A 15425-nucleotide genomic window follows, 5' to 3' on the forward strand; every position below is an offset into this window, starting at 1 on the left:
CCGGGGCTGCGCCCCGGACCCCCTTCTCATCGGCCTGAACGGCCTCGTCCTCACACGCCGGACGGGCTGGAGCCTTCCGTCCGGCCCTCCATGGCCAGCAGCTCCTCGTTGGGGATCGCGCCGCCGAAGCGCCGGTCCCGGGAGGCGAACTCCAGGCACGCCCGCCACAGGTCCCGCCGGTCGAAGTCCGGCCACAGCACGTCCTGGAACACCATCTCCGCGTACGCGCTCTGCCACAGCAGGTAGTTCGACGTGCGCTGCTCGCCGCTCGGCCGCAGGAACAGGTCCACGTCCGGCATGTCCGGGTAGTACAGGTACTTCGCGAGGGTCTTCTCGTTCACCTTCGACGGGTCGAGCCGCCCGGCCCGCACGTCCTCGGCGAGGGCCTGCGCCGCGTCGGCGATCTCGGCACGCCCGCCGTAGTTCATGCAGAAGTACAGCGTGAGCCGGTCGTTGCCCTTGGTCTGCTCCTGGGCGATCTGGAGCTCCTTGGCGACCGACTTCCACAGCTTGGGCATCCGCCCCACCCAGCGCACCCTGATCCCCAGCTCGTCGAGCTGGTCGCGGGTCCTGCGGATGAAGTCCCGGTTGAAGTTCATCAGGAAGCGCACCTCGTCCGGCGACCGCTTCCAGTTCTCGGTGGAGAAGGCGTACAGCGAGATGTTGCGCACGCCCATCTCGATGCCGCCCTGGAGCACGTCCAGCACCCGCTCGGCCCCGACCTTGTGCCCCTCGGTGCGCGGCAGCCCGCGCTCCTTGGCCCAGCGCCCGTTGCCGTCCATGACGATCGCCACATGCTCCGGTACCAGCTCACCGAGCCTCGGGGGCCGCGCGCCGGACGGGTGCGGCTCCGGCGTCCTGTAGTCCCGGCGCTGACGCCCCAGGATCCCGCGTACGGCCATGTGTCTCTCGTCTCCTCGTGCTGATCTCTTTGCCAGGTCGTTCTAGGACTTCTCGACGTACCGCAGGGAGCGCAGGCCGCGCTCCAGGTGCCAGTGCAGGTACGCGGACACCAGCCCGCTGCCCTCCCGGACGTACCGCGACTCGCACGCGTCCGCGGTCCCCCAGTCTCCCGTGAGCAGCGCCCCGAGCAGTTCCAGGGCCTGCGGCGAGGGTACGACGCTGCCGGGCACCCGGCAGTCGGCGCAGACGGAGCCGCCCGAGCCGACCGAGAAGAACCGGTTCGGACCGGGCATGCCGCACTTCGCGCAGTCCCCGAAGGTCGGGGCGTACCCGTTCACCGCGAGGGAGCGCAGCAGGAAGGCGTCCAGCACGAGGTTCGGCGCGTGCTCGCCCCGGGCGAGGGTCCGCAGCGCGCCGACCAGCAGCAGGTACTGCTGCACCGCCGGCTCCCCCTCGTGGTCCGTGAACCGCTCGGCCGTCTCCAGCATGGCCGTCCCGGCGGTGTACCGCCCGTAGTCGGTGACGATCCCGCCGCCGTACGGCGCGATGGTCTCGCTCTGCGTGCACAGCGGCAGCCCGCGCCCGACCAGCTCGCTGCCCTTGGAGAAGAACTGCACGTCCACGTGCGAGAAGGGCTCCAGCCGCGCCCCGAACTTCGACTTCGTCCGCCGCACCCCGCGCGCCACGGCGCGTACGCGTCCGTGACCGCGCGTGAGCAAGGTGATGATCCGGTCCGCCTCACCCAGCTTCTGGGTGCGCAGCACGATGCCGTCGTCGCGGAACAGACTCATGACGACCATTCTCGCGCATGCTTCAAGGCACCTCGCCACGACTTCGGGCGTTGGTGTACGCCATCGCCGCGCTGAGCCGCTCGGCCGGGGTGGCGTGGCGTACGTCACCCGGCACGGCGTCCCACTCCCGGCCCCCGCCGTACGGCCGCATCTGGACGTACGGTCCCTCGTGCCCCATGACGACGCCGACCCGTCCGCTGCGGAGGTCGACGGCGTAGGACCCGACCGGCGGCATCATCATCGCAACACCGCCGCGAGGCGCTGCGCGGTCTCGACGGAACACCGGCCCAATTCGACGAGCGGACAGGGGGCCTCCCGCGCAAGACTCACCGGGTCGAGCCCGAGCGACGGCAGAGTAATTCCTGCCTTCACGAGTGCTGCGCGCAATTCTTTCACCGCTACCTCCGCTTCTTCGACGCAGGGCGCCGAGTGTCGTGCCTCCACCGTGTTCCCCTTCCCTTTACGGTTTCACTCTTCGTGTCCCCAGAATGCCGTGCGGTGACTACACTCGGCGGGAGTCTGTGCACTACAAGTGGGGTTCACTGGCGGGGGGTTGGTCATGGCCAACGGTTCACGGCAAGCGGCGTGGGAGTTCTTCGGCGCGGAACTGAAACGCCGACGCGAGGACGCGGGAATCACTCAAGTCGAGCTTCGGCCAGTTCGAACAGGCAATTCGCAAGCCACAGCTGGATGTGGCCCAGCGGATTGACGAGTCACTACAAACCGACGGTTTTTTCGAACGGCTCTGGCGGAAACTCATCAAGGAGCAGCGGTTCGCGGAGTACTTCGCTCACGCGGCGGAGCTGGAGCGGCTGGCGAGTGGCGCCACTTCCACCACTGCGACGGGCCCGCTCCGCCCGACCACCCCCGCGAAAGCGTGAACACTTTGCAGCAAAGTGTTCACGCTTTCGCAGACCCCTCCCCCGCGGCTCCCCCTTCCCTGCCCTGCCCCTCCCTTCGACTCACCGGCGGCCGCCGGGCGACGCGACGTGCCGCCACCCGGCCTGCGCACGCAGGGACCGCCCACCCCACTCCCCGCAAGCCGCTGAGCCGACCCGGCGTGCATGCGAGGCGCGAGTGCGCCCCGTACGCCGGGGGCCGGGCAGCCGACGTAAGGGACCGTCGTACCTGGGCACCCGCTTTCCCCGGGCCGCCCGCTCGCTTCTCCCTCGTGCCGGAGCGGGCCGAGTCAAGGGTCGGCCGCAGGCCGATCGCCGAAGGCGACGCGCAGCGCCCTTTACTCGGATCGCGGAGGCACGACACTGGCAAGGAAGCGGGCGGCCCCCACGGCCACTCCTCCGGCGGGCGGTCCCTCGGACCTACGCCCCACGGCCCGCCCCTTCGATCGTGCGGACGATGCCCGAAGTGCCCTCCGTCGGCAAGAGTTGCCCGGACACCCACGGAGAGAGGGGCATCCATGTCGTACCCGGAGCCGCGCTACCTCGGCGAGAAGGGCGAGATCAACGCCGTGTTCAGGGGTGCCGACACCCCGCCCGACATCGTGGCCCCCAGTGGCACGGCCACCCACTACCTCGCGAGCCACGCCTCCACCGGCGGGGAGTTCGGGTTGTACAAGGTGGACATGGGGCCCAGGGCGCCGGGCGCCAGGACGCACTTCCACCGAAGCATCTCGGAGTCCTTCTACGTCCTGTCGGGCGAGATCCAGCTGTACGACGGCGAGCGCTGGGTCACCGGCCGGCAGGGCGACTTCCTGTACGTGCCGGTCGGCGGACTGCACGCGTTCAAGAACGACAGCGACGACCCCGTGTCCATGCTCATGCTGTTCTCCCCGGGCGCCCCGCGCGAGGAGTACTTCGAGCGCGTCGCCGAGTTCGCGCGGCGCGGCGGTGAGGAACTGAGGGAGTTCCAGGTGAAGCACGACAGCTTCTTCCTGTGACCGCCGGCCGAGACTCTCAGGGAGAACCCCGAGTCGGCGTACTGGGGTAATCCCCCCTGCGTTTCAGGTTGTTGCCCGGATGGGGAGGGCCCCGCACATCCGCGAGGCTCGTCGCATGACGCAGCGCACCCGCACCATCCGCAACGCCGCCCTCGTCGGCGTGTCCACCGCCCTCCTCGGCATCACCGCACCCGTCACCGCCTCCGCGGCCCCGGAGCGGGGCTCGTCCGAGTCCCTCGCCTGGGGCGCCTGCGAGGGCGCCGGACTCGATCCCCGTCAGCAGTGCGCCACCCTGCGGGTCCCGATGGACCACGCCGACCCGGACAGCCCTCGCATCGACATCGCCGTCTCGCGCATCCCGAGCGAGAAGCCGGCCGCCCGGCGCGGAGTGCTCCTGCTCATCGCCGGCGGACCGGGCGGCTCCAGCCTCAACGACCCGTCGGGAAAGGGGCAGAAGCTGCCCCAGGACGTCCGTGACACCTACGACCTCGTCGGGTTCGCGCCGCGCGGGCTCGCCCCGTCCACGTCCGTCGACTGCGGCCTGGACCACGGCGACCTCGCCACCTCCAGGCTCCGCCCGTGGCCGACCCCCGACGGCTCGGTGGACGCGAACATGGCCACCGCCCGCCGCATGGCCGAAGCCTGCGCCCGCAACGGCGGCGAGCTGATCAGACACCTGAGCACCGCCAACGAGGCCCGCGACATCGACCGCCTCCGGGCCGCGCTCGGCGAGCGGAGGATCTCCGCGTGGGGGACGTCGTACGGTACGTACGTGGGGGCGGTGTACGCGCAGAAGTTCCCGCACCGCACCGACCGCTTCGTGCTCGACAGCGTCGACGACCCCGACCCGGCCCGCGTCAACCGCGCCTGGCTGGCCGCGCACGAGCAGGGCGTCGAGGACACCTTCCCGCACTTCGCGGCCTGGGCGTCCGAGCCGGGCAACCCCGACCGTCTGGCCCGCACGGCGGCGGAGGTGCGCCCGATGTTCCTGCGGCTCGCCGCCCGGCTGGACCGCGAGCCCCTCCCCTGGCCGGGAGCCAATCCGGCGGAGCTGAACGGCAACGTGCTGCGCCAGACCATGCTGGACAGCCTCTACTCCCCCGGCCGCTACCCGACGCTCGCCCGGCTGATGCGGGCCGCTCAGGAGGGCACCGTGCCGCCCGCACCCCAGGCACCGCCCGAGGCCGTGCTCCAGAACGTCACCGCCGTGGGCGCCGGGACGCTGTGCAACGACGTGGCCTGGCCCACGTCGCGGGCCGTGTACGAGAAGGGCGTCGCCGAGAGCCGCGCCAAGTACCCGCTCACGGCCGGGATGCCCCGCAACGCCATGCTGTGCGCCGCCTGGCCGTACCCGCCGCGTGAGGCCCCGGTGCGGATCACCGACGAGGGCCCGTCCAACGTCCTGCTCGTCTCGAACGAGCGGGACGTCGCCACCCCGCTCGCCGGCGCCCTGAGGATGCGGGAGGCGCTCGGCCGGCGCGCGGTCCTGGTCACCGTGGACTCCACCGGCCACAACCCCTACCTCGCCAACGGCAACGCCTGCGGCGACCGGACGGCCTCCCGCTTCCTGGCGACCGGGCAGCGGCCCGGCGCGGACGTCCGCTGCGACTAGCCGGCCCCCGGCGTCACCAGCCCCGACTCGTAACCCACGATGACCAGTTGCGCCCGGTCCCGCGCCCCCAGTTTCCCCATGATGCGGCTGACGTGGGTCTTGGCGGTGAGCGGGCTCAGGCCCAGGGTGTCGGCGATCTCGGTGTTGTTGAGGCCGCGCGCGACCAGGGTGAGCACCTGGCGCTCGCGGTCCGACAGGCAGCCGGGACCGCCGGCACCCACCGCCGGTGTGGCCGGGCTGCGCAGGAACCGCTCGATCAGCCGGGCCGTCGGGCCGGGCGACAGGAGCGCGTCGCCGGCGGTCACCGTGCGGATGGCGTCGAGGAGTTCGGCGGGCCGCGTGTCCTTCACCAGGAAACCGGAGGCGCCCGCGCGGAGCGCCTCCACGATGTTGTCGTCGGTGTCGTAGGTGGTGAGGACCAGCACCTTCACGCCCGCGAGGTCCTCGTCGGCCGCGATCAGCCGGGTCGCCTCGATGCCGTCCAGGTCGGGCATCCGGATGTCCATGACGACGAGGTCGGCGCGTTCGGCGCGGGCCCGTTCCACGGCCTGGCGGCCGGTGCCCGCCTCGCCGACGACCTCCATGTCGGGGGCCGACGCCACGAGCAGGGCGAACGCGGCCCGGACGAGGTTCTGGTCGTCCGCGAGCAGCACGCGTATGGTCATCCGTCGCTCTCAGGTCTCTCAGGGGTCACGGTCGTCAGGAGCGGGGCCGTCCCGGGACGGGAGGCCTCCGCGGGAGCCGGCAGTACGGCCGTCACCTCGAAACCACCGGTGTCCCCGTCCCGCGGCCCGGCGTCGAGTGTGCCACCCACGCTGCGGGCCCGTTCGCGCATGCCGACGAGGCCGAACCCGGGGGTGCCGTCGAGCGCGGTGCCCCGGGGGCCGTCGGCGCGGGTGCCGTCGTCCGTGACGGACAGGCGCAGGGCGCCCCGCTCGCCGCGCACCTCGACGCGGACGGACGGTTCGGGCCCCGCGTGACGTACGGCGTTGGTCAGCGCCTCCTGCACGATGCGGTAGGCGGCGGCGCCGACCGCGGGCGGCACGTCGCCGGCGTCCACCGCCAGCTCGGCCCGGGCTCCGGCGAGCCGGGCGGCCTCCACCAGGTCGGGCAGGCCGTGCAGTCCGGGCAGGGGACCGCGGGCGTCGGGCGCGTCCTGTCCCCGCAGGACCTCCAGCGTGGTCCGCAGTTCACCACGTGCGGAGCGGCAGGTCTCGGCGATGTCGTCGAGGGCCTTGGCGACCGCGGCCCGGTCCAGGCGCTCGGGGTCCGCGGTCAGGACGTGAGCGGCGACCGAGGTCTGCACGCCGATCAGGGTGATGCTGTGCGCCAACAGGTCGTGCAGGTCCCGGGCGACGCGCAGGCGTTCCTCGGCGACGCGGCGCCGGACCTCCTCCTCGCGGGTGCGTTCGGCACGCTCGGCGCGTTCGACGATGGCGGCGACGTACTGGCGGTAGTAGCGGACGTCGACGCCGGCGAAGAGGATGGCGACCACCCAGCCGGAGATCCGGAGCAGCTCGACGGCCCGATGGGTGTCGACGGTGAGCATGATGCTCACGGACACCGTGAGGACCGCGACGCCCGTCAGGATCGTGCGCAGGGGGCGGCCGGTGACGGCGAGCGTGTAGAGCGCGACGTAGGAGGCGGGGCCGGGCGCGGCGTGGTTGTTGTCCAGGGCGTGGTAGGGGCCGACCAGTGCCACCACCAGCGCGAGCACCAGCAGCGGGTGCCGTCGCCGCCACACGATCGGCACGTGCGCGGTGAGCAGCAGCACCCAGCCCAGGGTGTCCGGGCGGCGCCCCTCGTCCGTGAACAGCGCCAGGCAGGCCGCCGCGGTGAACAGGACCGCGGCGAGCACGGCGTCGTTGCGGGTGCCGTGCTCGGCGGTGCGGGGGTCGCGGTTGATCACGGCCATGACCCGCTCGCCGAGGCGGGGCCCGGACGCGTTCGGGGTGGGTGCGTGCACCCGCCCATCCTCCGCGACGGACGCGCCCCTCCGGGAGGGGAGGGGCGCGCTCCGGTCGTGGGACACCTCAGACACCGGCGGTCTCCCGCTCCCCGGCCCGCACCGGGGCGCCGGGCGCCCGGGAGAGCCGGCCCGGCCACCACACCCGGCGCCGCAGGGCGACGCTCGCGCTGGTGACCAGGTAGGTGCGGACGAGGAAGGTGTCGAGGAGGACGCCGACCGCGATGACGAAGCCCAGCTCGACGAGTTGCACCATCGGCATGCTGGTGAGCACCGCGAAGGTGGCCGCCAGGACCAGTCCCGCGGAGGCGATGACACCGCCCGTCGCGCGCAGCGCGGTGAGCGCGGCCTGCGTGGGTTCGGCGCCGTGGAGGGACTCCTCCCGCATGCGGTGCATGAGGAAGATGCCGTAGTCGACGCCGAGTGCGACCAGGAAGACGAACGACAGCAGGGGAAGGCCCGGGTCGGTGCCCTCGAAGCCGAGGAGCGGGCCGAAGACGAGTCCGCCGATGCCGAGGGCCGCGCCCCACACGGCGACGACGGCGGCGACCAGGATCAGCGGCGCGATCAGGGAGCGCAGCAGGACCACGAGGATCAGCAGGACCGAGAGCAGCACGATCGGGATGACGATGACGGTGTCCCGGGCGTTGGTGTTCTCCAGGTCGAGCTGCTGGGCGCTGGGGCCGCCGACGTAGGAGCCGTCGAGTCTGTCGCGCAGGGCCTCGATGGTGGCGGTCTCGGCCGCCGACTGGGGCGGGGCGGTGGCCAGCAGGGTCAGTTCGGTCCAGCCTCCCCCTCCGCCGCGGCCCTCCTCGGCGCTCGCGACGCCGGGGGTGTCCCGGGCGTCGGCGAGGGCGGCGCCGGCCCGGTCGGTGGGGGCGATGACGGTGATGGGCTGGGTGCCGCGCTCCGGGTAGGCGGCGGCGAGGGTCTCCATGGCGGCGATGGCGTCCGGCCTGCTGGTGAAGGAGTCCTCCTGCTTGAGGGAGCCGGGCAGGTTGAACGAGCCGAGCGCCAGCGCGCCGAGCAGGACGGCGCCGCCCACGAGCACGGCACGGGGCCGGCGTTCGGCGGAGCCGCCCATCGCGGTCCACAGCGACCTGCGGGCCTTGGGCGTGCTGCCATGGCGGGGAACGAGCGGCCAGAAGACGCGGCGGCCCAGCAGGACCAGGATCGCGGGCAGCAGCGTGAGCATCGCGGCCAGCGCGCACAGCACGCCCACGGTGCCCAGCGGGCCCATGCCGCGGCTGGAGTTGAGGTCGGCGGCGAGCAGGCACAGCAGTCCGGCGGCGACGGTGCCGGAGGAGGCGAGCACGGCGGGCCCGCAACCGCGCAGGGCGGCGAGCATCGCGTCGTGGGGGCGTTCGGTCCGGCGCAGTTCCTCGCGGTAGCGGGAGACCAGCAGCAGCGCGTAGTCGGTGCCGACACCGAAGACGAGGATGGTCATGATGCCGGTGCTCTGACCGGAGACCGAGGTGCCGAACCACTGGTGGAGGCCGTAGGCGACGCCCATCGAGAGGTAGTCGGCGATCCCGGCGACGGCGAGCGGGACCAGCCACAGGAAGGGGCTGCGGTAGATGAGGATCAGCAGCAGGGCCACGACGGCGGCGGTGGTGTAGAGCAGGGGGCCGTCGAGCGAGTCGTAGACCTGGGCGGCGTCCGTGGCCAGTGCCCCCTCGCCGCCGACCGCCACGCTCAGCCCGTCGCCGCCCCGGGCGACCTCCCGGACGGCGTCGACCAGTGCGTCCCGGGCCTCCTCGTCCTGGCCGGGCTCGGTACTGGCGACCGGGTACATGAGGGTGGTGCCGTCCTCGGACGGGATGCCCGCCGGGCGGCCGGTCAGCCGGTGCGCGCCCGCGATCTCGTCGATCTGGCCGGCGGCGGTGGCCCGGTCGGCGGCGGTCAGTCCGGTGTCGCGGTGGTAGACGACGACCATCTCGGTGGCGCCGCCGCCCGGCAGCCGGTCCTGGATCTCGGCGACCCGGGTCGAGTCGGCGCTCGCCGGCAGGTAGTCGACGGGCCGGTCGCGCTGCACGTCCGACAGTTTCGACGCGAACGGGGAGGCGATGGCCAGTACGGCGATCCACAGCCCGAGCACCAGCCAGGGCACGGCCCGGCGCCGTCCCCCGCCTGCCGCTCCCGGCGCCCCGCTTCTTCCTACGGCCCCCATCTGACGGGCTCCCTCCGCTGGATGTCCGGTTCGGTGTCCAGACTTCCGGCGGCGGGGAGCCGACGCGTCGGGCGTGCGGGCGAGTCCGCGGCTACTGCCAGGGGTGACGCCCGGCCGTCCTTACTCCCCGAGGAGTAGCGGGGGCGGTGGTGCGGTCAGGCCCGGTCGACCATCCAGTTGCCGTCCTCCTCGGCGTCGACCCGTACCTCCAGCTCCCGCAGGCCCATGCCGGCGTCCCAGAGCTCCTTGAAGCGCTTCAGCCGGTCCCGTACGTAGTCCTGGCGCGCGGTGAGCCGGGTCCGGACGTTGACGTCCCTCAGGTCCTGCTCGATCTCGAACGACACCTCCTCGTCGTAGAGGATGAAGTCGTTGGTGGTGCCGCGCTGGAGGTGCGGGGGCAGTTCGGGCAGGACGGCCGCGCGGACGTCGATGCGCCGCAGTTCCTGCTCCTCGCAGAGCCTCAGCAGCCGGTCGTCGAGCTCCCGCGCGCTCTCCAGCAGGAACAGCCGGCGCACCGACACGCCCTGTTCGTCGATCGCCTCCTGCTGGGCGTCGAGGTAGCGTCCGGCGGGCTCGCTGTTCCAGAACTCCCGGTCGACGGAGGTGCTGGTGGCGCAGATGGAGTGCTCGGCGGCGCGGGTGAGGGTGAGCATCCAGTCGTGGTTCTCGCCCGGGCACTCGGCGCTCTGGTTGGTGAGGTCCGCCATGTGGCCGACCACGCGGGTCATCTCCAGGTGGACGAAGGTGTGGAGGATCGAGGGCTCCGGCAGCAGCACGTCGGCGAAGCCCTTGGCCAGGTCGGGCACGCTGTCGATGCGGGCCCGGTCCAGCGGCGGGTAGGACTCCGCCGTCCGGTGGTCCGCCTGCGTGACGTGGCTCTCGACCAGCTGTTTCACGTCCTCGGTGTGCCGGGTCAGGCCGGTCCGCAACTCGTCGTCGTACCGGGTCAGGCCCTCCCGGACGGCGGCGGTGTTCTCGGCCAGGGCGCTCTCCACCCGGCGGGTGTGCTCCTCCAGCCGCACGTGGCCCGGGCGTGGGGCCAGGCCGAGGACGTACTGGACGGCCATGGCGGCGCCGGCGCAGAGCACGGCGGCCGCGAACTGCCGCAGCGTGCCGTCCTCCGGGCTCAGCAGCGCCGTGACGCTCCAGAACAGGGCGCCGACGACCAGGGCCACCAGCAGCATGCGTGCCCATGGCGACTCCCCTCTCGGGTCGGCCGGGCCCCGGGTGCGGGCCGTGTCGTCGGGGCGGGGTGACTGTGCCGTGCTCATCTCGCTTCTCCCCCCGTTGGGATACGCGTCGGATCGGGGTGGGATGTGCGTGGGAGGCGCCGGCGCCGGTCAGGGGACCGGCTCCACCTCCCGGTGGGCTGAGGGAATGGCGTGCAGGGTGAGCTGGTCGCGGATGCGCTGCACCAGGGCCTGCCACTGCCGGGTGAAGCCGGGCCGCTCCTCGAGCGGGTCCCACAGCGGGGCCAGCCCGCCGGCCACCCGGGCCGCGGGCATCCACAGGTGCAGCAGGTGGTCGACGGCCGGACGCAGCGTCCTGACGACGGCGCCCGCGTCCTCGGCGGCTCCCTGGCCCAGCCGGATGCCGTCGAACATGCGGACCACGGTGGTGAGCAGCCAGTCGTGCAGGGCGAGGTCGTCGCAGAGCACGGCGAGCTCGGCGCCGTCGGTGCCCTCGGGCACCCGGAGCCGTACGGTGCGCAGTTCGTCCTCGGCGAGGGTGAAGCGCTCGAGGGAGGGGCCGTCGCCCGGGGCGGCGGGCAGGGCCACCCAGCGCAGCCGGGTCGGGCGGGACCGGAAGGGCGGACGCTGGTCGAGCAGGGGGTGGCGCAGCAGCCGGGTGAGCAGCCCGTCGGCGATCAGTCCGACGTCGAGGTCGCCGTGCCGTCCGCCGTCGAGCACACCCCGCGCGACCGCCTCGTGGGGCAGTTTCCCGAGCGGTTCGACCACGCCGGGCCGCACCAGGTACTCCCCCCAGGGCCGCCGCTGGTCCGGGCCGGACGCGGGCACCCGGAAGCGGGCGGAGGTCTGCAGCAGGCGTCCCTCGGTGAGCGCGGCGCGTGCGGCGACGGTGCCGACCGCGCGGACGCGGGCGCCGGTGGCGCTGGGCAGCGGGCAGTCGACGCCGGTGAGGGTGTCGGGGGAACGCGCGTAGAGGCCCGGGCGCTCGGAGAGCAGGACGCGTTCGTCGGCGCGCAGGGCCAGGAGCTGGGCGGCGGACCGGATGTCCAGGGCCTGCCGGGCGGGCAGCAGGCAGGTGCGGACCTCGCCGCAGACGAGGTCCGCGCCCGGTGTGCTCTGCCGCGGCGCCACGTCACGGCCCCGCGTAGTAGACGTAGGACACCCGGTCGGCGACCGAGTCGGGGACGGGCGTGCGCTCCCGGCCGGAGCGTTCGGCGACCTGTGCGAGCGCTCCCGGGTCGACCTCGATCTGGTCGAGGATCACGCGGACGGCGTGCTCGACGGGCAGGAACCGGGTGGGCAGCACCGAGCAGGTCCGGTAGGCGGCGAAGGGGTCCGCGCGTGCGTCGAGCCGCAGCAGGGAGGGCAGTTCGTCCCAGTCGTCCGGGAAGCCGGTGCCGGTGTGCGGCTGGGGGACGAGGACGGCGTCGCCCTCGTTGCGCAGCAGTCCGAGGCGGGCGAGCTGCCACACGGCCGCGAGGAAGGGGCAGGACCAGGTGCGGTGCCCGTCGGCGTCGTCGCTCCACAGCTCGACGTCGAGGAAGACGGAGTGGCGGCGGGCGGCGGTCTCCTTGGGCGGCTGCCAGGCGGTGGCGCGCTTCATCGCCTGCGGGGCACGGGCGACGGGGCTGCGCTCGCCGTTGGCCAGCCAGCCGGTCTGCGCGGTGGGCGGGCGCAGACCGTGACTGCCGGGTGGCGGCGACTCGACGATGCGGCCGGCCACCGCCTCCGCGACGGGCACCTTGCCGGTGACGGCGCAGCCGGACTCGCGGGCGAGGTAGTCGACGCTCAGCCCGGCCCGCTCGGCCTCCGCGAGCAGCATGGGCACGACGTCGGCGGGGGTGGAGAAGCGGGTGAAGTAGTCGTCGATGAGGAAGCAGGTGCTGATCCGGGCGCGTTTGCCGCCGGCCCGGGCGGTGGCGGCGGTGCGGGCCGCCTCCACCCAGGGGCGTACTTCGGCGAAGTGCCGGCGCAGGCGGGCGGGGCCGGCCTCGAAGTCCTCCATGTACAGGTGGCCCAGCTCCAGGGAGAGGTGGGCCAGCGGCACCGACTGGGTGCGCGGCTCGGCGGCGGTCTCGCGGAACACCTCTTCCGTCACGGCCGCCCCCAGTGCGAGTCGTCGGTGAGCCGCCGGGCGATCTCCTCCAGCGCTTCCAGGGTCTCCTTGTTGGCGATCTGGGTGGAGAGCACGTCCTCCTCGGTGATCAGCTGCTCGCGCCACTGGAGTATCGGCTCCAGCGGTACGACACCGAGTACCACGCTGTCGCCGATCCGGTGCTCGGCGGCGAGCCGGCGCAGCGCCTCGTCGCACGTTTGCATCCAGGCGGCCTGGGCGGGCGAGCCCTGGGACCACAGCGGCGACTCGGGATCCGGTACGGCGGCGCGCACGAAGCGGATCGCGGCGCGCAGGGCGTCCTCGTCGTGGCCCCGGTCGACGCCGCCGCCGATGATGCCGTGGTCCGCGTGGACCAGGCCGGAGGCGGCGATCACGTGCTGGCGCGTCCAGCGGTGGAAGACGAGCCAGCGGAAGGGCACGTTGCGCATCCGGGGGTGGGCGGTGGCCGCGAGGACCATGTCGACCGCGTAGCTGCGGCCGGCGCTGAGATCCACGACGGTGATGTCGAACTCGCCGTTCAGCCGCAGCAGCAGGTCGACGCACCGCTCCAGGGTCTCCTCGCCGGTGGCGAACTCGCCGCCGCCCGCGTCGCCGGGGAACAGGACGAGCCGGCCGGACTGGTTGGGCCGGGCACGCAGCAGGGGGTGTTCGGTCTGGCGCCAGACGTCGATCCTGGCCGGCTCGGCGGTCTCTCCCTCCAGGTAGGAGTGGAGGCCGCGTTCCTCGGTGCCGCGCATGGCGCCGGGCACGTCGAAGACCGCGGCGGCGGTGGGCGAGCCGAAGTCGAAGTCCACGTAGGCCACGTGATCGCCGGTGAGGGCCCGCTGGTAGGCCAGGTTGGCGCTGGTCACGGACCGCCCGGTGCCTCCTTTGTCGGAGGCGGCGAAGACGAGCACCCTCACACCTCCTGCGCGGCGGCTCCCCTGGCCTGGGCCAGGGTGTCGAGTTCCTGCAGGACGGGGAGGGCCAGCGCGAAGGCGGTGGCGGGCCGTTCGTCGACCAGGCCGCGGGCGTGGTCGAGGCGGCTCTCGATGCTCCGCATGGCGCGGGCCCGGCTGCCGTCGGCGGCGGCGGACGCCTCCAGCTGTTCCTTGCCGAACAGGTGGGTGGCCTCGCTGAGCAGTTCGCGGGCCAGCTCGGCGAGTTCGGGGCTGCGGATGGGCTGCTGCTCGTAGAGGTTGCGGGCGGCGACGAGGCATTCGGTGACGCGCTCGGTGATGCTCCAGGACATGCGCAGGCCGGCGGTTCGCGCGTCGGGGTAGACGGACCGCACGTCGTCCCAGAGGCCGGCGCCGTCCTCGTCGTCGATGCGCCGGGACCACAGGTGCTCGAAGGCCTGCTCGGCGAGGCGCAGCAGCCGGTCCTGCGCGCCGATGTTCCGCGACAGCGTGGCCAGCTGGATGATCCGCTTGAGCAGTTGGGCGGAGTAGTCGGTCATCCGCCACAGGAGGACCCCGCCGGAGTGCTCGGACCCGGCGAGCGGCATGGTGACGCCGGGGGTGTGCAGCCTGATGGTGGGGTCGTCCTTGGTCATCCGGCTGGTGACCCGGCCCCGGTCGGCGAGGCGCTCCATGACGGCGACGGTGCGGGTGAGGTCGTCGTCGGTCGCCTTCCGGCGGACCAGGTCGTGGACGAGGATGGCCGCGACGGTCAGCGAGAAGTACTCGGACTCCAGGCGCAGGCCGGTGGTCTGCCAGGGCAGGTCCTCCAGAGGCCAGCGCTCGCCGCCGAAACGGGCGATCGCGGACCAGTACTGCTGGCTGAGTTCCCAGCGCAGGCGCAGCGCCTCGGCGAGCTTCTGCTGGTCGGCGTCGAGCAGTCCGAGGGTGAGGGTGCGGTCGGAGAACAGGTCCTGGATGCCGTCGAGGGCGACGACGGTGAAGTACACGTAGGGCAGCCGGTCGGCGATGCCGTCGGGCTGCCCGTGGACCTGGACGTCCAGGTCGGTGACGGTCGGCGCGTCCTTGACGATGCCCCAGGCCCAGCCGCACTCGAAGAGCTGGCTCTCGTCGCGGATGCCCTCGTCGACCTGGATGCCGCGGGTCAGGCTCTCGATGATGGTGGCGCGCAGGGGGCGTAACTTGCGGGAGAACTGCTGGAGGACGGCCCGGTCGGACTGTCTGCCCTGTCCGACGACCTGGATGAGCCGCTTGCCCTGCTCGGACTCGGCGTCGAAGACGTTGACGGTGAAGGAACGCAGCAGGCTGATCATGGCGGCGGTCAGCCGGGCGTTGGTGGCGTCCCTCAGCTCGGCGATCGCCCTGAGCACCTCGGGGCGGGTCGTGGTGCCCTCGTAGACCTTGAGGAACCCGAGGGTGGCGAGGCAGAGCGTGACGGACATGGAGTAGGAGTCCACCACGCCGAGCTGGCTCTGTTCGTGGGTGATCTCGCCGTCGGGCTCGGCGGACCTGAAGTAGTGTCCGCCGGCGAAGGTGGGGCTGTCGTCCGTGCCGGTGTGCGTGCGCATGAACTGGGTCAGCGCGGTGATCAGGTTGGGCGGGATCTCGAGCCGGCTGCCGATCCGGTCGAGGGCGCGCAGGACGTCGCGTTCGGTGGTGTCGGGCTGGTCGAGCCGGAAGGCGGGGACCTCGGTGGCGGGATAGAGCAGGCAGAGCAGGCGCTCGGCGTCCGCGACGCTGCTCAGCCCGTCGGTGTCCCCCCGGACGAGCTTCCCGTCCTCGAACGAGTGACGGGCCATGGCCTGCCAGATTTCCAGCATGTGCTGGCGTGGCTTGATCTGCATCCCCGCACCCCTCGTACAGATCTCGTTGCCCTGTGTT

The 15425-nt window shown here is 72.8% G+C and carries 14 protein-coding genes and 1 pseudogene; 3 read left to right on the top strand and 12 right to left on the bottom strand.

The window, feature by feature from the left end; translation table 11 throughout:
• Window positions 1–50 precede the first annotated feature (50 nt).
• From SAM23877_RS12055 to SAM23877_RS41160, 4 genes are read right to left on the bottom strand one after another with little or no spacing between them, the layout of a single operon-like run.
• A complete protein-coding gene (locus SAM23877_RS12055; protein ID WP_053130526.1) occupies window positions 51–902 on the bottom strand; it encodes an isoprenyl transferase in 852 nt (283 codons plus the stop codon).
• A gap of 42 nt (window positions 903–944) precedes the next feature.
• Window positions 945–1694 (bottom strand): DNA repair protein RecO, encoded by a 750-nt coding sequence (gene recO / locus SAM23877_RS12060; protein WP_053142379.1) that lies wholly within the window; start codon window positions 1692–1694, stop codon window positions 945–947.
• Between the two features lie 22 nt (window positions 1695–1716).
• Complete coding sequence (locus tag SAM23877_RS12065; protein WP_053142381.1) at window positions 1717–1932, bottom strand: hypothetical protein; 216 nt, start codon at window positions 1930–1932, stop codon at window positions 1717–1719.
• Window positions 1932–2138: a hypothetical protein gene (locus SAM23877_RS41160; RefSeq protein ID WP_079030151.1), complete on the bottom strand. Its 207-nt coding sequence runs from the start codon at window positions 2136–2138 to the stop codon at window positions 1932–1934. Before SAM23877_RS41160 ends, SAM23877_RS12065 begins: the two co-directional genes overlap by 1 nt.
• Before the next feature lie 115 nt (window positions 2139–2253).
• On the opposite strand from SAM23877_RS41160, the pseudogene SAM23877_RS41165 reads away from it, so the two are divergent.
• The 3 genes and pseudogenes from SAM23877_RS41165 to SAM23877_RS12080 form a co-directional block, all read left to right on the top strand.
• Window positions 2254–2515, top strand: a pseudogene (locus tag SAM23877_RS41165) (transcriptional regulator); the annotation flags it as partial.
• Window positions 2516–3111: 596 nt separating this feature from the next.
• Window positions 3112–3591 (top strand): cupin domain-containing protein, encoded by a 480-nt coding sequence (locus SAM23877_RS12075; protein ID WP_053130529.1) that lies wholly within the window; start codon window positions 3112–3114, stop codon window positions 3589–3591.
• 115 nt (window positions 3592–3706) lie between these two features.
• Window positions 3707–5203, top strand: coding sequence for an alpha/beta hydrolase (locus SAM23877_RS12080; protein WP_053130532.1), 1497 nt, complete (start codon window positions 3707–3709; stop codon window positions 5201–5203).
• Here the strand turns inward: SAM23877_RS12080 and SAM23877_RS12085 are convergent.
• The 8 genes from SAM23877_RS12085 to SAM23877_RS12120 all read right to left on the bottom strand — a co-directional run bounded on the left by SAM23877_RS12085 (window position 5200) and on the right by SAM23877_RS12120 (window position 15388).
• Window positions 5200–5868 (bottom strand): response regulator transcription factor, encoded by a 669-nt coding sequence (locus SAM23877_RS12085; protein ID WP_053130535.1) that lies wholly within the window; start codon window positions 5866–5868, stop codon window positions 5200–5202. The genes SAM23877_RS12080 and SAM23877_RS12085 overlap by 4 nt on opposite strands.
• Window positions 5865–7118, bottom strand: a complete 1254-nt coding sequence (locus SAM23877_RS12090; protein ID WP_162492145.1) for a sensor histidine kinase — start codon at window positions 7116–7118, stop codon at window positions 5865–5867. The genes SAM23877_RS12085 and SAM23877_RS12090 overlap by 4 nt, the downstream gene beginning before the upstream one ends.
• A 118-nt stretch (window positions 7119–7236) precedes the next feature.
• On the bottom strand, window positions 7237–9339 hold the full coding sequence (locus SAM23877_RS12095; protein WP_079030153.1) for an MMPL family transporter: 2103 nt from the start codon (window positions 9337–9339) through the stop codon (window positions 7237–7239).
• A gap of 155 nt (window positions 9340–9494) precedes the next feature.
• The gene (locus SAM23877_RS12100; protein WP_053130541.1) at window positions 9495–10610 is read right to left on the bottom strand and encodes a hypothetical protein; all 1116 of its coding nucleotides are present in this window, start codon (window positions 10608–10610) and stop codon (window positions 9495–9497) included.
• A gap of 69 nt (window positions 10611–10679) precedes the next feature.
• Complete coding sequence (locus SAM23877_RS12105; RefSeq protein WP_053130543.1) at window positions 10680–11660, bottom strand: SCO2521 family protein; 981 nt, start codon at window positions 11658–11660, stop codon at window positions 10680–10682.
• A 1-nt stretch (window position 11661) separates the two neighbouring features.
• On the bottom strand, window positions 11662–12627 hold the full coding sequence (locus SAM23877_RS12110; protein ID WP_053130546.1) for an SCO2522 family protein: 966 nt from the start codon (window positions 12625–12627) through the stop codon (window positions 11662–11664).
• Window positions 12624–13541, bottom strand: a complete 918-nt coding sequence (locus SAM23877_RS12115) for an SCO2523 family variant P-loop protein (protein ID WP_053130549.1) — start codon at window positions 13539–13541, stop codon at window positions 12624–12626. Before SAM23877_RS12115 ends, SAM23877_RS12110 begins: the two co-directional genes overlap by 4 nt.
• 2 nt (window positions 13542–13543) lie before the next feature.
• Complete coding sequence (locus SAM23877_RS12120; RefSeq protein WP_053130552.1) at window positions 13544–15388, bottom strand: SCO2524 family protein; 1845 nt, start codon at window positions 15386–15388, stop codon at window positions 13544–13546.
• Window positions 15389–15425: the final 37 nt, after the last annotated feature.

Source organism: Streptomyces ambofaciens ATCC 23877 (assembly GCF_001267885.1).
GTDB classification, from domain to species: Bacteria; Actinomycetota; Actinomycetes; order Streptomycetales; family Streptomycetaceae; genus Streptomyces; species Streptomyces ambofaciens.